Here is a 21,035-nt window from a genome sequence, read left to right as displayed (position 1 = left end):
GGTTGCAAATTAAACGATGGCGTTATATACTCTGTTCGTAGAAACGTTTCACCAAAAATGAAATACGGAGGAAGAAAGATGAAGATTTCGAAAAAGCTTTGTTTATTGGGTGTAACAGCAGCAATGACTTTGGGTGTTCTAGCAGGCTGTGGGTCAGGTTCAGGCGGAAATTCTGCTAAAGATGACAAAGTCTTAAATATTTGGGGCATGGGAGAAGAAGTGAAACAGTTATCCAAAATGACGGATAAATTCACTGATGAAACTGGAATTGAAGTAAAAATACAGTCGATTCCATGGTCAAATGCCCATGACAAATTGTTAACAGCCGTTGCTTCTAAAAGTGGCCCAGATGTTTTACAAATGGGAACAACTTGGATGCCGGAATTCCAAAAAGCTGGCGCTCTAGCAGATATGAGCAAGTACATTGAAAAATACGATAACTTAAAAGCTGAAAACTTCTATCATGGTTCTGTTGAAACAACAAAATTTGACGACAAATATTACGGCATTCCGTGGGCAGCTGAGACCCGCGTATTATTCTACCGTACCGATGTTTTAGAAAAAGTTGGTTACAAGGAAGCACCAAAAACGTGGGAAGAATTAGAAGATGCAGCAAAAAAATTAGCTGCTCGAGGTGATGATAAATATGGTATCAACATTGACAGTAAAGAACAAACGCTAGGTTTTATGTTTGCTCGTCAAAATGGCTCTCCACTATTAGAAGATGGCAAACCAGTTTTTAACAAAAAACCTTTTGTAGATGCTGTTTCTTATTTAAATGACTTTATCCAAAAAGGCTACTCACCAAAAGAAGATTTAGGTTTAGATGTATCGCAAACATTCTCTGGTGATGATGCTATGGTACCAATGTTTATCAGTGGTCCTTGGATGGCAAAAACAGTGAAAGATACAGTGAAAGATGTAGAGGGTAAATGGGCAATCGCGACATTACCGAAAAAAGAAAATAACACTTCTTCAATGGGGGGTTCAAACTTAACAATTTTTGAATACTCTAAGAAAAAAGATGATGCAGCGAAATTCATCGAATTTATGGCACGTCCTGAAAATCAATTAGAATGGATGAAATTAACAGATGCCCTACCAACAGCTTTAAAAGCTTGGGAAGATGACTCTTTAAAATCTGATCCAGTTTACAGCGTCTTTAATGAACAATTGCAAAATTCTGAACCAATGCCTTTAATTCCTGAATTTGAAGAAATCGCGCAAAACTACTTGAAACACTTCGAACAAATCTATCTTGGTGGCGCCGACGTTCAAAAAGAAATGGACGCTTTCAATCAAGAATCAGAAGCTACTTTAAACAAATAAGTGTGGTGTAAAAATTTAACATCTAAAAAGAGTTAAATTGTGTCCACCAATTTTCTAGGAGTGGTCCAAAAGTCCAGTTTGGACTTTTAACCACTCCTTCCTTTTGTCAATTAATCCAATTTACAAAATTATTTTGAAGGAGGCGCTTCCATTGCGAAAAGCCAAAACCACCAAAGCACCCTATCTTTTCATTGCTCCGGCGTTGATTTTATTATTGCTATTTTCTATTATTCCTATTTTTGTTGCATTTTTTATTAGTTTTACTGATATGAGTCTGGTTGGACTCGCCGATTGGTCACAAATTAAATTTGTTGCCTTTAAAAATTATCAAGACATTGTTTCAGATCCAGTTTTTCTAAAGAGCATTAAAAACACCATTTTTTATGTTGTATTCGGGGTGCCGGTTGTCATTGCTTTATCAATGGGCTTGGCTTTAATGATCAACTTTGGAAAAAATAAAATTTTCTCTGCTTTTCGAATGATTTTTTACACACCTGCAATTACCAATGTGGTAGCAGTGGCTGTTGTATTTGCTTATTTATACAATCCAAGTTTTGGATTCTTAAACTATTTGCTGTCTTTGCTACATATTGATGCTGTTCCCTGGTTGACCAACCCAGTAATGGCAAAAGTCTCTTTAATCATTTTGGGAGTATGGCGGGCAGTTGGAGCCAATATGTTAATTTTTCTAGCTGCTATTCAAGGTATTCCTAAAGAATTATATGAAGCTGCTTCTTTAGACGGCGCATCAAAACGCCAACAAATTTGGTACATTACCATTCCATCTTTACGGTTTTCAACATTCTTTGTTACCGTAACCACTTTAATTGGTTGGCTGCAATTCTTCGAAGAACCTTTTGTTTTAACCAATGGTGGACCATTAGACTCTACGACTTCAGTGGCACTATTTATTTACCGTAACGGCTTCCAATTGAGTAAATTTGGTTATGCAGCAGCAGGTTCATTCATTTTATTTGCAGCTATCATCATTGTTACATTGTTGCAATTTAGAATGCAGCGTAAAAATGCAGAAAATCAATTATAAGTGAGGTAATCAAAGATGACAAAAGAAATGCAAAGTAACCGTCGTGCCAAAATTGCAATCGGGGTTGCCTTAGCGATTGGTGCGATTATTTGGATGATTCCTTTTGTATGGATGATCCTTTCTTCTTTTAAAACCGATGCCGAAATCATGCAATTTCCTCCAAAAATTTTACCAGAACATTTTTCTATGGATAATTTCAAAGAGTTGTTTGAGGCATTTAACTTTATCGTTTATTTGAAAAATACATTAATTGTAGTGGCGTTTTCCTTTTTAGGAATGTTCTTTAATGCAATGGCAGGTTTTGGTTTTGCCAAGTATAACTTTAAAGGTCGTGAACCATTATTTTACTTGGTATTAGCAACTATGATGATTCCAGGACAAGTAACAATGATTCCCGTTTATTTAATTATGAACTCTTTAAAATTAACAAACACGATGGCGGGGATTATTTTACCCGGATTAGTTGGTGCATACGGCATTTTCTTATTTCGCCAATTTGCTTCTGCGATTTCCAATGAGCTTTTAGAAGCAGCGAGATTAGATGGTGCTAGTGAATGGTTTATCTTTACCCGTATTGTCTTACCAATTTCTAAACCAGTATTGGCAGTACAAGGTATTGCCACATTTATCGGCGGCTGGAACTCATTCTTATGGCCGTTGATTATGGCAAATGATGAAAAATATTACACCTTATCAGTGGGACTTCAATTGTTAAAGGGTCAATATGCCAATAACTATTCTTTACAAATGGCAGGTTCAACGTTCATGGTTGTACCGATTTTAATCATATTCATGTTTTTACAAAAGTATATTTTAGATGGATATAACGTTTCCGGTAATAAATAAAGTTAGATTTTACACCAGTTAAAGGAGGATGCAGCAATGGAACAAAGCAAATTAGCCGCATTGGTACAAGAAATGACATTGACAGAAAAAGTCGATCAACTTTTACAATTAGCCGCCGATTTTTACTCACAGGCCGCCGAAGAAAAAACCGGTCCGATGACAGAAATGGGCTTAACAGATGAAAATATTCAAAATGCCGGTACTATTTTAGGGTTGTCAGGTGCAAGTGAAGCAAAGCGAATTCAAAAAGAATATATGGAAAAAAACCGCTTGGGAATTCCAACTTTATTAATGGCAGACATTATCCACGGATTTCGGACAATTTTTCCGATTCCATTAGCACTTGGTAGTAGTTGGGATTTAGCAGCAGCCGAAGAAATGGCTCAGGTTTCCGCTAAAGAAGCCGCAGTTTCGGGTCTACATGTAACTTTTTCTCCTATGGTTGATTTGGTACGCGATCCACGTTGGGGAAGAGTAATGGAGTCGACAGGAGAAGATCCTTACTTGAACGCTCGTTTTGCTGAGAGTTTTGTTAAAGGTTATCAAGGGGACGATTTAAAAAATGACTTCAGCCGTGTGGCCGCTTGTGTCAAACACTTTGCCGCTTATGGCGCAGCATTAGCAGGTCGTGATTACAATACAGTGAATATGTCGGAAAGACAGCTTAGAGAAAGTTACCTACCAGGTTACAAAGCAGCTTTAGATGCTGGTGCAAAATTAGTGATGACGTCTTTTAATACGATTGACGGGATTCCGGCTACGGGCAATAAATGGCTCTTTCGTGACGTGTTAAGAGAGGAATATGATTTTGACGGTGTTGTAATTTCAGACTGGGGGGCAGTAAAAGAATTAATCCCTCACGGTGTGGCAGCTGATGAAAAAGAGGCTGCTCAGCTGGCAATTGAAGCTGGCGTCGATATTGAAATGATGACGACTTGCTATACGCATTATTTAGCTGAACTAATTGCAGAAGGCAGTGTGGATGAATCTTTATTAGATGAAGCGGTTTTACGTATTTTAGAGCTGAAAAATGACTTGGGTCTCTTTGAAAATCCCTATCGCGGGGCCAGCGTCGCAGATGAAAAAGTAATTTTATCGACAGAGCATCGTCAGGCTGCACAAGAAATTGCCAAGAAATCGATGGTCTTGTTAAAAAATGACGAAAATATTTTGCCTTTAAGTGCGACGGAAACGGTGGCGATTATTGGACCTGCGGCAAATAGCCACGATGTTTTAGGGGCATGGTCTTGGCAAGGAAAAATGGAAGAAGCAGTTTCACTGGTAGAAGGTGCGCAAGTCTATAGTCAACACTTATTAGTAGGCAAAGAAGTTTTTGATTATTTTGCACCAAGTGATGCGGCAATCAATGAAGCTATTTTACTTGCAGCTAAAGCGGATAAAGTAGTCTTGGCATTAGGGGAAACCGAGTGGATGAGCGGAGAAGCTGCTAGTCGTAGTGATATCACGTTGCCTGCCGCCCAAATTGCGTTATTTGAAGATATCAAAAAAGTAAATGACCAGATTATTGTGACGTTATACAATGGTCGGCCGCTAGATTTAAATGGTATTGATAGTGCAAAAGCGCTTGTAGAAGCTTGGTTTGGAGGTACCGAAACCGGTAATGCTTTGGCCGCTATTTTATGGGGGGATTATAACCCATCTGCTCGTTTATCCATGTCATTTCCAGAAAGTGTCGGTCAGGTACCAATTTTTTATAACTGTGATAACACCGGGCGTCCTTATGAAAGCGCACCAAAAGAGAAATACGTTTCAAAATATTTGGATGTTTCCAATTATGCTAAATATCCTTTTGGCTTTGGTTTAAGTTATAGTCAATTTTCATACCAAGATTTTGTCTTAGATCAAACAGAATTAACTAAGGACAGTCAAATTAAAGCTACCGTGACGCTGACCAACAACAGTGAAACAGCAGGGACTGAAACAGTCCAATTATATATTCAAGATTTAGTTGGACAAGTTGTTCGTCCAATTAAGGAATTGAAGGCTTTTCAACAAGTAGAATTAGCAGGGAAAGAAAGTCGTAAAGTTTCTTTTACCATTACAGAAGATATGTTGCGTTATGTCCATAAAAATCAAGCAGTAACTAGTGATAAGGGCACCTTCTTAGCAATGGTAGGACCCAATAGTCGCGATTTAACCGCAGTAAGATTTAATTTAGTGAAGTAGGGAGTTAAGACAATGACACAAATTATTTTAAAAGGAACAGATGTCAAAGCGACGTTTTTACCCACTGGGGATTTATACGAACTAACCAGTAATGAGATCATGATTAACCAATTAAACGGCAATGCATTAGATGGTAGTGTGAATCAAATTTATTTGCGAAATTTTGATCACGAAATAACGGCGACACCATTAATCGGTTCAAATAGTAACAGCACTTTTTCCAAAAATGAAAAAGGGGTAACTTGGCAAGGAAGTGTGGGGAATATTTCTTATCAAGTAGACTTTACTTTAAGTCAAAAGGATATCTGGTTTTGGACAGTGACATTAAAAGGAGAAGGGCAAATTGTTGATGTCGTTTTTGCGCAAGACTTGGGAAATGCAACAAAAGGTGCGGTTCAGTCTAATGAAGCTTACATGTCCCAATATGTTGATCACAAAATTACAGAAGGTGAAAATGGCTATACGATTACTTCACGTCAAAATCAACCGCAAGACGGAAAATTTCCAGTAGTCGAACATGGCAGCTTAACGAAAAATCGCGGCTTTTTGACAGACGGTTATCAATTTTTTGGAACAACTTTCAAAAAAACCAATGTACCTGAAGCTCTAGCACAAGATCAATTTGAAAATGAAGTCTATCAATATGAATTTGCTTACCCTGTTTTACAATCGGAGAAATTAACTTTACAAGGTTCCGCTGAAATTGTTTTTTATGGCGGGTTCAAAGCTAATCATCCCCAAGCGGTAACAGCCCCAATTTTTAATAAGCAACAAATAGAAGAAGCATATCTTAAACCGACCGTTTTAACCAACCGTGAAGGAAAAACGAGTCAAAAAAAATTAGGTGCACCTTTAGTAGGACGCCAATTTACACCAACAGAAATCAATGCACTCTTCCCCGAAAAAGAACAAGTTGAAACAGATGAAAATGGCCTGTTATCTTTTTTTACAACGAATTATCACCATGTTGTGTTACAAGAAAAAGAAAAACAAATGGAACGGGCAACTGGTCATATTTTACTTAGTGGAACCGATTTAACAGTTGATAAGCCATTACTTGCTACTACTGTTTATATGTATGGTATTTTTAACTCTCAAGTGGTATTAGGGAATACCTCTATGAATAAACTAATGAGTAATAGCCGTAATGCCTTGAATGTTTTAAAACAATCTGGTCAACGCTTATATGTTAGAGAAGGGGAAAATTGGCGGCTGTTGACAATGCCTTCTGCTTTTGAAATGGGGTTAAATTCAGCAACTTGGTATTATCAATTGGCTGATGATTTATTGACGATTACCACTTATACTGTCGCAGATGGTCGCGAGATTCGCTTAAATTGTCATAGCGCGGTTGGTAAAAATTATACTTTTGCGTTAACAAATCAGCTTTTGATGGGAGCCACAGAAACGCCGACTTATCAAATAAGTAAAGTCGGAAATCAAATGACAATCAAACCAGCAGCAGATTCACCTGTAAATGGCGAATATCCTGATTTAACTTATTATATGACTGTTGATACTGGTTTTAGTATGACTGATGAACGTCTTTTTGGTGTTGAGACAAGTGAATTAAATATTTTAGTTATAGAAGATGTTTCTGGATTTGAAAGTGTTATTCAAGGAACTTTGTCCGGTGAGAATTTTGTTGCAACAAATACGGATTTGATTGCAGAAGATGAAGCGTATCTTGATTTTATTGATGGCTTATTGCATCATTTCAAATTGGATCATGAAACAGTGGACGTTAGTAGCATGAATTATTTAAGCCGCTGGTATGCGCACAACATGTTGGTGCATTATCTATCTCCTCATGGTTTAGAACAGTATGGAGGCGCTGCTTGGGGTACGCGGGATGTTTCCCAAGGACCAACCGAATTTTTCTTTGCCATCAATCGCCCTGAAGTCGTCAAAGACATTATCAAAAAAGTTTATGCCAACCAATTTGATGACGATGGTAACTGGCCACAATGGTTTATGTTTGATCGCTATGAAACACAAAAAGCTGACGAAAGTCATGGCGATGTGATTGTTTGGCCCATGAAAATTATTGCTGATTATTTAGCCAAAACAGGTGATTATAGCGTTTTAAAAGAAGAGTTGCCATACACTCGTCGGAGTGATTTCCATAAAACGACCAAAAACTATACTCTTTTTGAACACTTGAAAAAAGAAGTACAGTATATTGAAGATAATTTCTTAGCCGGCACCTATTTGTCTTGTTATGGTGATGGCGATTGGGATGATACATTGCAACCTTATGATAGTCGCTTGAAAAAACACATGGCGTCAAGTTGGACGGTGGCATTAACTTACCAAGTATTAAAAAAACTTAGCGATGTTTTAGCTGGTGAAGATAAAGATTACAGCCAGCATCTAGCAAAACTTGTCACTGGCATTAAAGCAGACTTTAATAAGTATATCTTAGATACAGATGTTATTCCCGGCTTTGTTTATATGGAAGAAGATGGTACGCCAGAGTTGATGATTCATCCAACGGATAAAAAGACGGGCATTCAATATCGGCTCTTACCAATGACGCGAAGTATGATTGCGGAATTATTAACACCAGAACAAGCCCAAGCTCACTTGGCTATTATTAAAGAAAATTTGCAATTTCCTGATGGTGTACGCTTGATGAATCGCCCCGCCCACTACGCTGGTGGCGTTAGCACCAATTTTAAACGAGCTGAACAAGCTGCTAATTTTGGGCGTGAAATTGGCTTGCAGTATGTCCATGCCCATATTCGTTTTACCGAAGCAATGGCAAAATTAGGTAAATCGGAGGAAACATGGCGTGCCTTGCAGACGATTAATCCCATTAATTTAAAAGAACGCGTACAAAATGCCAAATTACGTCAATCAAACGTTTATTTCAGTAGTTCTGATGGCGATTTCAAAACAAGATATGAAGCCCAAGAAAATTTTGGTAAACTAAGAGATGGAAGCGTTGACGTTAAAGGGGGCTGGCGCATCTATTCTAGCGGGCCGGGAATTTATTTAAATCAATTGTTAACAAACGTTTTGGGCCTAAGAGAAGACAGTAAAACGATCGTCTTGGACCCTGTTTTACCTGCAGAACTTGACGGGTTAAATGTAACTTACGCATTAGGGGATATACCTGTGGCCCTTACTTTTCATATTGCAACAGAAGAGGAGCGTAAATTGGTAATCAATGGTAAAGTGGTAGCAACAAAATTAGAATCTAATCCTTATCGTAAGGGTGGTTTTATCTTGAATAAAGCAGACTTTAAAGAATATCTGAAACATGGCAATCAAATTGATATTTATTGCTAATTAAACAGTAAGAATAAAGATTTTGACGATGTGACAGCAATTTTGGTCACATTGTCAAAATTTTAAAAGATAAGTTGCATTTTACATAGCAACAAACTTAGATAGTAATGAATGAGAATAGGAGGGTAAGGCACATGGTTGGTATTAAAGATATAGCAAAAGCCGCAGGGGTATCAATTTCAACAGTTTCATATGCTTTAAATGGCAGCACTAAAGTAACTGAACAAACCCGTCAACGTATCATGGCTATTGCCGCTGAGTTAAACTATGTTCCCAACATGGCTGCCCGCACGTTGAAAAAGCAACAGACAAATATTATCGGGGTATATTTAGCCGACTATGCCGGCAGTTTTTATGGTGAACTATTGGATGGAATTAAACGCGGATTAGCAGCCTATGATTATGAAATGATTGTTTGCAGTGGACAAAAATCCCATTTATTCATTCCCGAAAGAATGGTCGACGGTGCAATTATCTTAGATTGGACGTTTAAGACTCAAGAAATCGAAATGTTAGCGGATCGAGGACATCAAATGGTGGTCTTAGATCGTGAAATTGCCAAAGATAATATTTCACGGGTTTTACTTGATAATAAAGGCGGCGCTACTTTAGCGGTAGAACGACTTCTAGCGGCAAAAACGCAACACGTCTATTTGGTAACCGGTTCAATGGGCTATGATAACGCCCAAAGACTATCGGCTAGTACCAAAGAATTGACCCGTTTTGGTATTGAGTACGAGATTATCGCGGGAAATTTTACTGAACCTTCCGGCTATGCCGCAGCTGAAAAAATTGCTGAAAAAATTGATCAGGGCTTGGCGACATTTCCTTTGGATATTTTTTCCTTTAATGATGAAATGGCTGTGGGGATTTATAAGTTTTTTGCCAAAAGAAAAGAAAAAATTGGACAAGATATTCGTATTGTCGGTTTTGATAATATTGAAATCAGCTCCTTTTTAACACCGCGACTGGCAACAATTGCTTATTCCAAACATCGTTGGGGCATGGTGGCTGCCGAAAAAATTATCCGTCTAATCCAAGGCGAAAAGGTGGAAGATGAAGCAATTTATACAACATTTGTACCCGGGAGCTCATTAGGACATTGAAAAACTTCCAGTTGAGCAGTTGCTAAGAATGAGGTTTTAGCAACTGTGAGCTGGCTTTTTTATTGTTGAATAGCACGATGGTTTGTGTATAAAGGAGTGTTGTTAATGACAATTTGTCAGCTGAATTTTAAATCACAAATTTTAGATTTAAGTACCAGTGTTAAAATTTATTTACCAGATACAGTTGATATTTCTGAGGCACCCGTCCTTTATTTACTCCACGGATGGTCAGACGATTGTAATGCCTGGTTCAATCAGACGAATTTAGCACGTCAGGCACAAAAGTATCCTTTTGTTATTGTGATGCCGCAAGTGGGCCTAAGTTATTATACAGATATGGCCGCAGGCGGTGCTTATTTTACCTTTTTGACCCAAGAGCTCCCACAAAAAATGAAGCAATGGTTCCAAATTGAGGCTGTCAAAGAAAAAATGTTTGTCGCTGGGCTTTCCATGGGCGGATATGGCGCTTTTAAATGGGCGCTGACATATCCAGATCAGTTTAATGCCGCAGCTTCACTTTCAGGAGCGCTGGATGTTGTTAACTTGTGGCGAAGATCAGAGCGAAAAAAACAGCTGGCAGCAATTTTTGGTGACATCAGGATACTATCAAAAAGCAACAATAACTTATTCAATCTATTGCCTCATGAAATGCCTGCATCTATTGAGGAAACTTACTTTTTGCAAATGTGTGGGACAGAGGATTTTATTTATCAGGATAATCAAAATTTTTTACAAAGAGCACAAAATGTATTGCCTTTCTTTGAATATCAAGAAAGCCCAGGAAATCATGACTGGGCCTATTGGGAAAAAGCAATTGCTGTCGTTTTACAACGCTTCGCGGAGATTTATACAAGGAAAACTAAAAATAAGTATTAAAAAAACAACCTATCTTCATTTAAAGATAAGTTGTTTTTTTCTTTTCTCACTCTTTCACAAAAGCCAAATCTTTGGCTAAGAAAAAAGGTGTATAAAAGGCAACACCACTCGATAGTGGTAAGACGTGATCAGGCAAGGCAATATTAAGTTCTTGACGAATATATTCTTGCCGCACTTTTATGCGCTGCCATACAGCAGGATATTTTGCAGCTAATTCTTGGCGCAATGTGCTGTCAGCTAAGGCAATGCCGTTTTCACAACTGGCACCAGCAAAGCCTGGAACAGAAGGGATAATGTCTATTTGCAATAACATACCCGATACAAGAGGCGCTGCGGCGTTTGGCTTTATAGGCGAGGACATCCACTCTTCATCGGCAGTTAAGTGGCCGGGATTTAAATGCCAATGATAAATTTCTTTTGGTAAGACGTCTGCAATTATTTGATACAGCTGACCGCCCGTCATCTCTAACTCAATTTTTTCTAGCCAAGTTGTCACAGCGTTGAAATAAGGTTGCGCGACTTTTTTTAAGTAATCTGCTTGTCCTTGGGGTAATTCGGTTTCGTTATGAACAGCGTAGCCGCTGCGACTAGCTAGCCCACCTCTAAAACCGGTCGTTAACGACATCTTATCGCCTAAGTGCACTTTTTTATCAGTTGGTGAAATAAAAGCGTGGGAAAAACGTTCACCGGTGGCGGCAATTGGCATGACGTTTGGTGTTTGACCGTAGCGGGTTAATTTGCTGCCAATTTCCATTTCACTTTGGCCAATCTTAACCGCATCGAGAGCGTTTAAAACACAGTCAGAGGCTAAACTTGACCCAAATTCATAATAGGCTATTTCGTTGGCGTTGTTTTTTACTCGCACGCCATTTTCAGGATGAATAAAAAGATCGCTACGATTCTCAATCTTACTGTTTGGAGCTACTTCGGTGACTGCTGACACGATAAAATGTGGGACATCAAAAATTTTGCGATTATTTTCATTTTCGGTGGTAAACATTTTCCAGCCGATGAGACCAATGTTTTGTTTTTCATCAGAAATTTCTGCCTCTTGTAAAACAGCAGCCAGTGTTTTTTCACCCTTCATTGGTTGGTCAGGTAAGGAAAATTGAGGATAGTGAAGTAGTGTCGCTGGGATGCGACTATGTTGATTCATCTTCAAATTCTCATTGCCGGCCACAAAAAAAGCAGTGCCATCTTGATGTAAAATGAGTAAACTTTCCTCAAAACGGGTCACAAAGCCCGTTAAATAAGCAAAATTCCCTCCGTGTTCCAAATCACAATAAATAACGATACTGTCGATTTTTTCTGTCCGCATTTTTTCTAAGACTTTTTCTTTGCGGCCGGCCATTGTTTCATCTGTTAGGTGATAAATTTTGGCTTCATTGTCTCGTAGCGGCGGCGTCACTTTTTTTAATTTAAATTTTGGCATAGAAGACCTCTTTTCTCAGGTTTAAATAGTGTCATTTAGTGCAGGATTAAATAAAGACCATAGCCTATTAAAAATAACGCAGCAAAAAGATTGATAAAAAAACCATATTTGTTTTGCATGTTCAGGTTGTTGCCCATATTTTCACTTTTGGCTACAAGAATCCGCTTATCTTCTGAAAAATAGTGTCCGTTTGTGCGTTTGCGTTGTATCATCTTGGGGATTTGAATAAGGGGATAAAATAATATCAGAATTCCAAGTACCAGCGATAACATAAAAAAATCAGCTCCAATTTTTGTCGTGGCTTACTCACCATTTGGTAAAAAAATATCTCCTAGCATCCAATACTTTAGGACTAAACACCAAACGTTTTGCTAAAAATAAAAATATTTTTCGAGTAAAATGTGCTAGCAAGTCTTTCACTTCAGTATACTATTTTTAAAAGAGGGGTGCATTCGTTCTTTTTAAAAAGTGTTCAAATAGAGCAGTTGGAATATTTTCTGCTAAACTTAAAATATAGCTATAAAAGGAGAGTATGATGGAAAAATTATTGCAAAAAATTCCGGCATTATTAGCGAGTAAAATTTCGATTTTTATTTATTTGTTTTTGTTTTTTTATCTGGTTATTTTTGCCTTTATCACAAAGGTAGTACCAGCAGTTCATTCCTTGTCACCTGATAATAATGTGCAACTGATTTTGGGCAATTATACCAATGTTTTAAGTGCGGTAGGGGCTTCAATTGCAGCGGGAAATGGTGTTGTAGTCCGTTCCAGGATGGATAAAATGCAGCGGCGTCATGAAGACATGCATCAAGAATTAACCGATAAAATTGCTGAATTGCACGTTAAGTTGGAGCACTTGGAAGCTTTGCGGGCAGCGGAAAACGCCGGGGATAAAAAAGACGACACAAAAGCAATCGCAAAAGAGTTGCAAGAAAACTAATAAGCAGGCTGCTGATTTTATGAGTTTTATAATGGATAAAAAATGGAACAAAATAAAAATCCGCTAAACATCAAGTAAATGGATGTTTAGCGGATTTTGCATTGATAAAGAAATTATATAATTTTCACAAGGAATAAGTCTGATATACCAATATTATGGGTATATCGCTTGAAAGAAAAACAGCTCCTTTCAGCTTTTATCTATCCATGTCTTAAAGTTCGCCATAAATGAGCTAAAAAATAATATTATCCTTAATGATTTCCAGATCTAAAATGAGGATTTTACGTTTTTTTATTGTAATAGCGCCCATATCTTTGAGTTGCTGCATCATGCGATTGACACTGCTGGCAGAAGCAATGCCGCAAAAGTGGGCAATTTCTTCATTGGTGACGACAAAATCAATCAGCAAACCATCTGGCGTTTTCACACCAAAAGTATCGTATAGTTCATATATTTGCGTACATACAGCCCCAAATTTGCCGTTCATTAACATTTGCTGCATTCGTTTCATGGAGTGTAACAGCCGCACACGGTAATAATCTTTGACAAAAAGTTGTAAATCTAAATTTTGGTTGATATCTTTCCAAAATTGCACCCGATCAATTTGATAAAGCTCGGCTTTGCATGATTCTACGCGAATATTAAAAGGGGCGTCAATAAATTGCGAATACTCATCTTTTAACAATGAAACAATCTCCAAACTATTGATGTAGCGCAAATTAAATTCTCGGCCATCTCGGGAGATGACGCTGGTTTTAATTGTGCCGCTTTTTAAAATGTAGACATTTGAATCTTGCAATCCTTCATACGTTAAATATTTTTTCTTTTCCTTGACTACTACCGGAAAATCATGAGCTTGTAAATAGTCCTCCAACACGCGATTATCCATCTAAGTAAACGCTCCTTACCCTCTTTTTGCGTAACTTTCATTTATTTTCAGAAAACACAGATAGACTTATTTAAACTGAAAAAAGACAGAAAAACAATAACAAATGTTAATGTTTTTTGTTTTTGCACTATAATTTAAACTTTTTTTTACCACAAACTCGCATTTTTTCTCTGGCTTTGGTGGCTATACTAAGTCCCACAAGGAAAAGAAAGAAGGAAATTTTCATGAAAGAATGGAAAGAAATGATTTTTGAGCGCTTGGATGCAGCGTATAATGCGCGGTTTGAAAAAGATCAAGCGCTAATTTTCTTAAATGATGCTTATCAAGATGCTTTATTTTGGAAGATGGAAGTGAGTAAAGAAGAAAGTCAAGAATTCACGGCATTTATGCAAGAGTTTATGGCGGTACGGGATTTATTTATTAGTCTTTTGGTTGATCGCTACCCTTCAAATTATCGCGAAGTAGAAGCAAAATTAGAAAATCTGCGGAATGGCAGTTCAGTAGAAGTTGCATTTGCCCCCAATTTGGCAGAATCTTTTGCTTAACTCATTTACGTAAGCATTTTTTTAAAAGCAATTATAAACAGGAAGATTGTTTTTTTCAGCAGCAGGCATTATCAGTAGCGGATAGTCACAGTCATCTAAAACTATTATGCTATAAACATTTCGGGCAGTCGTTTTTTCGCTTTAGCAATAACTGGACTGCAAAATTCTAGGAGGAAATTCATTGGAACACAAGGAAGAAAAATTATTCAATAAGGGCTTTATTAGTATCACCCTCATTAATTTTATTGTTTATTTGGTTTATTATTTGTTAGTGGTTATTATGGCCGTCATCGCCCAAGACAATCTCCATGCGACGTTAGGGCAAGCAGGCATGGCAACAGGTATTTATATTTTGGGTACATTATTAGCCCGTTTGATTATTGGTAAAACCCTTGAATTATGGGGACGTAAAGCGGTACTGCGCTACGGTGCATTATTTTACTTGATTACGATGATTGCGTATCTTTATATGCCAACTATTGGCATGATGTATCTGATTCGCTTGTTAAACGGTTTTGCTTATGGAACTGTTTCGACCGCGACTAACGCAATTGTGACCGCCTATATTCCCAAATCAAAATATGGGGAAGGTATTAATTATTATGGGTTATCAACTAGTTTAGCGGCTGCGATTGGCCCATTAATCGGGATGGTACTTTTAAATACAACCAATTTCTATTTCATTATTATTTTCTCCATTGTTTTAATTTTATTAACGACAATTGCCTGCTTTGCTTTTCCAGTCAGAAATATTGTCTTAACCCCTGAACATCGGGAACAATTAACAAAATGGACATTTGATAGTTTTGTGGAAAGAAAAGTAGTCTTTATTTCATTTATTGGCTTTTTGATGGGTTTGGCTTATTCAAGTGTCTTGGCTTTCCTTTCTTCTTATGCCAAAGAAATTCATTTAGTGAGTGCTAGTTCTCTATTCTTTGTGGTTTACGCTCTTATTATTACTTTCACGCGTCCAATGTCTGGTCGTATTTTTGACTTACGCGGGGAAAACTACGTAATGTATCCAAGTTATTTATTTTTAACTGGCGGCTTATTTCTTTTGAGCATTACCAATGCCAGCTGGATGTTGCTTGTAGCGGGGGCTTTAATCGGCTTAGGCTATGGAACATTCATGTCAAATGGCCAAGCGATTTGTCTAAAAGTCAGTGAAGACCACCGTATCGGGATTTCATTATCAACGTACTTTATTGGTCTTGACTTAGGGCTTGGGATTGGACCATTTATTTTAGGGGAATTACGCAGCATGTTATCTTTCCAAGGGATTTATTTAGTAGCAGGCTTTTTACCAGTTATCTGTGCGATTTTATATGGGATTTTTTACCGCGTCAAAACTGTTGAAAGCAAAAAAAGCGAATTACCGGTGGAAGACTAAAGAGCTGGGGGATAAAAAAATGAACAACGAACAAATCACAACATTATTACAACAAGTATTGGTGAAATTAGAAGAAACCGATCAACGTTTGGCTGAAATCAAAGCGCATGAAGCTGCCCACGTAAAAAGCACTGAAAAATATCTTTGCGCCATTCAAGAAGTAATTCAAAACAATAACGTCATGTAGTTGCCCATTTTTTTAAAAAAAGGTAGCTAAAAATAAAAAACAGTTGCAAGTGTTAGCCTAAATTACCCCTTTTAGCAATGAGGTAGGCGCACCTGTAACTGTTTTTGTTTGTCAGAAGTAAGCTTAATTGTACCGCTATGAAACAATAAAATAAAATGAAAATAAAAAGTAAGTTCACATAATTTTGCTTTTTCATGTAGAATTTAGTTCAGAAGAAGGCAACATTACCGTTTATTTTTGAAATATTTTAAAATGCTGTCTTGAAAAATTCCAGCGATAACAAAAATTAACCAAGAATATCCCCAACCATGAAACACAAAGGACCAAATAAAATAAATCACAACGACAACCGGCCAGTAAATGGTTGAAAACATTCCGACAATGGGCGCATTTTTGCCATACAGATGTTGGCAAGCATTTGGTCCGGGTTCTTTTTCATCGGAAATGAAAATCGAACCATTATCAAAGCGCTTGTAATAAGTTTGCACGATACTGCCATAAATAATTAGAAAAGCACCTAAGCCGGCGATAATCAAAAACAAGGCAACGCCAAAATATTCGGCATATTGTAAAATGAAAATCGGCATAAACGACACAATACAAAGAAAAATTCCAGCTACAAGTGACAAGCTAAAACTACGATGATATTGTTGAGCGTACATTTTACCGGTGGCACGGACTTCTTCTTTAATTGGTCGATCATCTAATGCTTTATGGGTACGCGTGAATTTCATCCCAGCAGTGATAAACATCCCGACTGCTACTGCCACTAATAAGAAGAAACTTGCTAACCCTATACCTTCTACACCTCTATTAGCTAACAAAATCAGTGAAGCAATCGCTACGACACACAATAAGACCCCGCTGGCAATGAAAACGGCAAACTGGCGAATCATGCGCCAGTAATCTTCAGCTTCGTCTAGGGTAATCGGCTCGGCGTAATTTTTGGCGTAATCTTCTTTGGCATAATCTGAAGTGTCCCAATCTTGTTGGTCGAAATTTTCGTGGTTGGCCCGCCAAGCTGCTTTTGAAAAATCTTCTTCATCAAAATTAAAATCGTCATCTAAACTATTTTGAGGTTGCTCATGTTCTTGGGCTATCTTTTTCTCTGAAGTAGCTTGTGGCATTTCCCGCTGTACACCTAGCTCATCAAGTAATTCATCGATTGAACCAAATTCGGTAATTACCGCCCCGATTGCTTCATGTTCATTTTTTCCTTCAGCAATTAATTCGTTATAATGATCTTCCATCAATGCCAGTAAATCTTCTTTTGCTTTTTTTGTTTCCGGCGTGACGGGGACATTTAAAAACAAACTATCTAAATATTCCACGATAATTTTCATTTTTATTCCTCCTTGTTTGATTGTTGTTAGTTAGAATGAAAAATTTTTGTCAGGCTAACAACAAGGTACATATTTCAAGTTAAAGCTGTATTTTAAGGAGTTTTTCTGATGTGAAGTCAGGGGACCTTTTATTTTCCAGCTCAAATTGAAGTCATTTTGTGACAATATATTTTCAGACGTGTTAAAAATTAGGCAGTGCTTGTGTTATGAACCAATTAAAAAGCGATCGACTACTTTTTTTGTCTGACTCCATTCGGCAATTTTTTCTGCTAAAGCCGTTTTTCCGGCAGCAGTAATCGCGTAATAAGTGCGCTTTTTGCCATGGGTCACTTCCCCGGGATAAGCGGTAATGAGACCTTGTTTTTCCAAGCGGGTAAAAGCGGAATAGAGCGTCGTTTCTTTGATGACATAAATTTCATCGGTGCGGGCCTTAATTTCTTTTGAAATCGCATAGCCATAAGAATCTCCTTCTGCCAAAATCGTCAAAATAATCGCGTCATTATAACCGCGAATGCCATCGCTTGAAATCATTGTGTCACCACCTTTTAAAATTACTTCATCTGTCGTAATAATAATAGCATGTTTACTACGACAGATGAAGTAAAAAGTAGTATTTTAGTAAAAATCAGTCGCAAGGCTGATTTTTTACGAAAGAAATTTGAATAAATTGGCGGAATAATTTCGGCAATTTTACTTTGACATTAAAAAGTTGCCCTCTTTTATAGCGTTTTTTGACACAACTGCTGCTTTTTTCGTTGTTAAGGTGAGGATTAGAAAATCGGGTCAGCTTTTTGTGGGAGATAGTTAAAATCATTGGTGTGCTTTTTTGCGTAATATTTATTACGCAAAAAAAGCGCAACAACGTTACACTAAACGATGAAATACAGATCAAAAAAAGGAGCAAAAAGCGATGTATATTCCGTTTAATGATAAACAAGTTTTTGGCTTAACGGCTAAAACGCTAACCAAACGCATGAAAAACTATTATCAAGATGAACGTTTTGATGAAACGATTTATTTACAACTATTGAAATGTTTTCAATTAAGAGCACGCTTAAACCAAGCAGCTGAATTTCCAAGTGCTTGTTTTCAAGCAGAATTAACGCAGATTTATCAAAAAGAAAAATGGAGCCTGTGGCAATTACGCTTTTTTGGTGATTTGAAACATTTTTTTAGCTTGCATCAGTGGCTGCTATTAAAAAGGCGCTATTTGGCAAAAGTTCGCCAGCTGGGGTTCGTGATTTTATGTCGCTTGAAGAAAAATGAAAATGTGAAGAATGATGCCGTAATTAAAATACTAAAAATGGCAAACACCATTTTAATGTTCGTGTTTTGGTCGATTTGAAGAAAAAATTAAAATCATTATTCGAGAATAAGTTGAATAATTCCCATTAACCTGATACAATAGTTCAGGATTGAATAAAAGAAAATGAGGTGTTCGTATGTCATCAGTAGTAGTTGTGGGAACACAATGGGGCGACGAAGGAAAAGGAAAGATCACTGACTTTTTAAGTGAAAATGCAGAAGTTATTGCCCGTTACCAAGGCGGGGATAATGCAGGTCATACAATTAAATTTGATGGTGTGACTTATAAATTACATTTAATTCCCTCAGGTATTTTTTATCGGGAAAAAATCAGTGTCATCGGAAACGGCGTTGTCGTCAACCCGAAATCATTGGTGCAAGAACTAGCATATTTAAAAGAACATGGGGTAGCAACCGATAACTTACGTATTTCAGATCGTGCTCATGTAATTTTGCCTTATCATATTAAATTAGACCAATTGCAAGAAGATGCAAAAGGCGATAATAAAATCGGTACCACGATTAAAGGTATTGGGCCAGCTTATATGGACAAAGCAGCCCGAGTGGGGATTCGTATTGCCGACTTACTAGATAAAGAAATTTTTGCAGAACGTTTACGGATTAATTTAGAAGACAAAAACCGTCAATTTACGAAAATGTTTGACAGTGAAGCCATGGATTTTGATGCTATTTTTGAAGAATATTACCAATACGGTCAAGAAATTAAAAAATATGTGACCGATACTTCTGTCATTTTAAATGATGCTTTAGATGCGGGTAAACGCGTATTATTTGAAGGTGCCCAAGGGGTTATGTTAGATATTGACCAAGGAACATATCCATTTGTAACTTCATCTAATCCAGTTGCCGGTGGCGTTACCATCGGTTCAGGGGTTGGCCCATCTAAAATTAATAAAGTAGTCGGCGTATGTAAAGCTTACACTTCTCGTGTCGGTGATGGCCCATTCCCAACTGAATTATTTGATGAAACAGGCGAACAAATTCGCAAGATTGGTCGTGAATATGGCACGACAACAGGACGTCCAAGACGTGTCGGTTGGTTTGACTCTGTGGTGATGCGTCACAGCAAACGCGTTTCCGGGATCACCAATCTATCCTTAAACTCCATTGACGTATTGAGCGGACTTGAAACAGTTAAAATTTGTACTGCTTACGAATTAGATGGCGAATTAATCTATCATTACCCAGCCAGCCTAAAAGAGTTGAACCGTTGCAAACCGGTCTATGAAGAATTACCAGGCTGGTCTGAAGATATCACAAATTGCAAAGACTTAAGTGAATTACCAGAAAATGCGCGTAATTACGTGCGTCGTATTTCAGAATTAGTCGGCGTTCGCATCTCAACATTCTCTGTCGGTCCAGACCGCAACCAAACCAATATTTTAGAAAGTGTTTGGGCTCAGATTTAAAAGTGAGTTTAACCGCTTAAACAAACCCTTCACTAAGCCTAGTCGATAGGTATAGTGAAGGGTTTGTTTTGTTTTAGTGAAACTTTGAATATAAAAGTTTTACTACCAATATTTCAATACATAATCTATTTCTAATTAATCTTTATAAAGAATCGATTTTACTGCAATAATAATCCCATCTTTTGTAAGACTGAATGAACTCAATGGGCTTACCATTTTCCATAAAAGTTGTACGCTCGACAAAACTAGTTGGGCTTTTGGTATCGATATTTAATAGTTGCGCTACCGTATTGGGTGTAGGAAAACATATTTTATAATATTCAACCGATGGGGCTGTCGTTAAATGAAGATCATAATCTTCTCGCATTTTATCGTAAATAGAAATAAACCGTTCTGGGTGTTTGACATCATCTTCACTGATGTAGCGAGACGAAAGGTAGGAATATTGTAAGAAAAAAGGAACACCGTTGCTTTTTCTTAGCCGTTCAAAACAGTAGACAGTTTCAGTGTCTGAAACATTTAATCTTGTCTTTATCTTTTCATCATTTGATTTTGAAATAGATAGCACTTCTACGGCTGTTTCTTGATCAGGAAACATCTCGATATCGGTAAAGTGCACATTTTGACCCAATTTTCCTTTTGAAACAAATCGGCCTTTTCCTTGGATACTAAATAGATACCCTTCACTAACTAATTCTTTCAATGCACGTATAACGGTTATTGAACTAACATCATACATTTTGATTAATTCAGATTCAGAATAAAATTGCTCGCCAGGTTCAAATTCACCTTGACGAATTTTTTGAAGCAAATCACTTTTAATTTTCAAATATTTAGGCTGCATAAGCTTTCACCTCGCAAGATTTCGTTATTTTATTTATTTTTATTAAC

19 protein-coding genes are annotated in these 21,035 nt (G+C 37.4%); 13 read left to right on the top strand and 6 right to left on the bottom strand.

Annotated features, from left to right (window positions below; all coding sequences use genetic code 11):
- Positions 1 to 78: 78 nt before the first annotated feature.
- The 7 genes from RK01_RS10270 (at position 79) to RK01_RS10240 (ending at position 10,683) form a co-directional block, all read left to right on the top strand.
- Complete coding sequence (locus RK01_RS10270; protein WP_016173219.1) at positions 79 to 1,329, top strand: sugar ABC transporter substrate-binding protein; 1,251 nt, start codon at positions 79 to 81, stop codon at positions 1,327 to 1,329.
- A 151-nt stretch (positions 1,330 to 1,480) separates the two neighbouring features.
- On the top strand, positions 1,481 to 2,374 hold the full coding sequence (locus RK01_RS10265) for a carbohydrate ABC transporter permease (protein ID WP_016173218.1): 894 nt from the start codon (positions 1,481 to 1,483) through the stop codon (positions 2,372 to 2,374).
- Between the two features lie 15 nt (positions 2,375 to 2,389).
- Positions 2,390 to 3,220 carry a carbohydrate ABC transporter permease gene (locus tag RK01_RS10260; protein ID WP_016173217.1) on the top strand — a complete coding sequence of 277 codons (831 nt, stop codon included), beginning with the start codon at positions 2,390 to 2,392 and terminating at the stop codon, positions 3,218 to 3,220.
- A gap of 36 nt (positions 3,221 to 3,256) precedes the next feature.
- The gene (locus RK01_RS10255; protein WP_016173216.1) at positions 3,257 to 5,407 is read left to right on the top strand and encodes a glycoside hydrolase family 3 N-terminal domain-containing protein; all 2,151 of its coding nucleotides are present in this window, start codon (positions 3,257 to 3,259) and stop codon (positions 5,405 to 5,407) included.
- A 12-nt stretch (positions 5,408 to 5,419) separates the two neighbouring features.
- Complete coding sequence (locus RK01_RS10250; protein WP_016173215.1) at positions 5,420 to 8,701, top strand: GH36-type glycosyl hydrolase domain-containing protein; 3,282 nt, start codon at positions 5,420 to 5,422, stop codon at positions 8,699 to 8,701.
- Between the two features lie 134 nt (positions 8,702 to 8,835).
- Positions 8,836 to 9,807 (top strand): LacI family DNA-binding transcriptional regulator, encoded by a 972-nt coding sequence (locus RK01_RS10245; protein WP_016173214.1) that lies wholly within the window; start codon positions 8,836 to 8,838, stop codon positions 9,805 to 9,807.
- A 105-nt stretch (positions 9,808 to 9,912) separates the two neighbouring features.
- Positions 9,913 to 10,683, top strand: coding sequence for an alpha/beta hydrolase (locus tag RK01_RS10240; RefSeq protein WP_016173213.1), 771 nt, complete (start codon positions 9,913 to 9,915; stop codon positions 10,681 to 10,683).
- A 46-nt stretch (positions 10,684 to 10,729) separates the two neighbouring features.
- On the opposite strand, the gene RK01_RS10235 is transcribed toward RK01_RS10240, so the two are convergent.
- On the bottom strand, positions 10,730 to 12,115 hold the full coding sequence (locus RK01_RS10235; RefSeq protein ID WP_016173212.1) for a M24 family metallopeptidase: 1,386 nt from the start codon (positions 12,113 to 12,115) through the stop codon (positions 10,730 to 10,732).
- Between the two features lie 35 nt (positions 12,116 to 12,150).
- Positions 12,151 to 12,387, bottom strand: coding sequence for a hypothetical protein (locus RK01_RS10230; RefSeq protein WP_016173211.1), 237 nt, complete (start codon positions 12,385 to 12,387; stop codon positions 12,151 to 12,153).
- 263 nt (positions 12,388 to 12,650) lie between these two features.
- On the opposite strand from RK01_RS10230, the gene RK01_RS10225 reads away from it, so the two are divergent.
- Positions 12,651 to 13,055, top strand: a complete 405-nt coding sequence (locus RK01_RS10225; protein WP_016173210.1) for a hypothetical protein — start codon at positions 12,651 to 12,653, stop codon at positions 13,053 to 13,055.
- Between the two features lie 232 nt (positions 13,056 to 13,287).
- Here the strand turns inward: RK01_RS10225 and RK01_RS10220 are convergent, their stop codons facing one another.
- The gene (locus RK01_RS10220) at positions 13,288 to 13,944 is read right to left on the bottom strand and encodes a Crp/Fnr family transcriptional regulator (protein WP_016173209.1); all 657 of its coding nucleotides are present in this window, start codon (positions 13,942 to 13,944) and stop codon (positions 13,288 to 13,290) included.
- 224 nt (positions 13,945 to 14,168) lie between these two features.
- On the opposite strand from RK01_RS10220, the gene RK01_RS10215 reads away from it, so the two are divergent.
- The 3 genes from RK01_RS10215 to RK01_RS13775 all read left to right on the top strand — a co-directional run bounded on the left by RK01_RS10215 (position 14,169) and on the right by RK01_RS13775 (position 16,066).
- Positions 14,169 to 14,489, top strand: a complete 321-nt coding sequence (locus RK01_RS10215; RefSeq protein WP_016173208.1) for a hypothetical protein — start codon at positions 14,169 to 14,171, stop codon at positions 14,487 to 14,489.
- A 181-nt stretch (positions 14,490 to 14,670) separates the two neighbouring features.
- Positions 14,671 to 15,879 (top strand): MFS transporter, encoded by a 1,209-nt coding sequence (locus RK01_RS10210; protein ID WP_016173207.1) that lies wholly within the window; start codon positions 14,671 to 14,673, stop codon positions 15,877 to 15,879.
- A gap of 19 nt (positions 15,880 to 15,898) precedes the next feature.
- The gene (locus RK01_RS13775; RefSeq protein ID WP_016173206.1) at positions 15,899 to 16,066 is read left to right on the top strand and encodes a hypothetical protein; all 168 of its coding nucleotides are present in this window, start codon (positions 15,899 to 15,901) and stop codon (positions 16,064 to 16,066) included.
- 224 nt (positions 16,067 to 16,290) lie between these two features.
- On the opposite strand, the gene RK01_RS10205 is transcribed toward RK01_RS13775, so the two are convergent.
- The gene (locus RK01_RS10205; RefSeq protein ID WP_016173205.1) at positions 16,291 to 17,409 is read right to left on the bottom strand and encodes a permease prefix domain 1-containing protein; all 1,119 of its coding nucleotides are present in this window, start codon (positions 17,407 to 17,409) and stop codon (positions 16,291 to 16,293) included.
- 204 nt (positions 17,410 to 17,613) lie between these two features.
- Entirely contained in the window at positions 17,614 to 17,940 is a 327-nt protein-coding gene (locus tag RK01_RS10200; protein WP_016173204.1) for a PadR family transcriptional regulator, read from the bottom strand.
- Positions 17,941 to 18,319: 379 nt separating this feature from the next.
- Between RK01_RS10200 and RK01_RS10195 the strand changes: the two genes are divergently transcribed.
- Entirely contained in the window at positions 18,320 to 18,754 is a 435-nt protein-coding gene (locus tag RK01_RS10195) for a hypothetical protein (RefSeq protein WP_016173203.1), read from the top strand.
- A 97-nt stretch (positions 18,755 to 18,851) separates the two neighbouring features.
- The gene (locus RK01_RS10190; RefSeq protein ID WP_016173202.1) at positions 18,852 to 20,144 is read left to right on the top strand and encodes an adenylosuccinate synthase; all 1,293 of its coding nucleotides are present in this window, start codon (positions 18,852 to 18,854) and stop codon (positions 20,142 to 20,144) included.
- A gap of 142 nt (positions 20,145 to 20,286) precedes the next feature.
- Here the strand turns inward: RK01_RS10190 and RK01_RS10185 are convergent, their stop codons facing one another.
- A complete protein-coding gene (locus RK01_RS10185; RefSeq protein ID WP_016173201.1) occupies positions 20,287 to 20,988 on the bottom strand; it encodes a GntR family transcriptional regulator in 702 nt (233 codons plus the stop codon).
- Between the last annotated feature and the right edge of the window lie 47 nt (positions 20,989 to 21,035).

Origin of the sequence: Enterococcus dispar ATCC 51266 (assembly GCF_000406945.1) — a bacterium.
Classification (GTDB): Bacteria; Bacillota; Bacilli; order Lactobacillales; family Enterococcaceae; genus Enterococcus_C; species Enterococcus_C dispar.
This window is presented reverse-complemented; position numbering and strand designations above follow the sequence as displayed.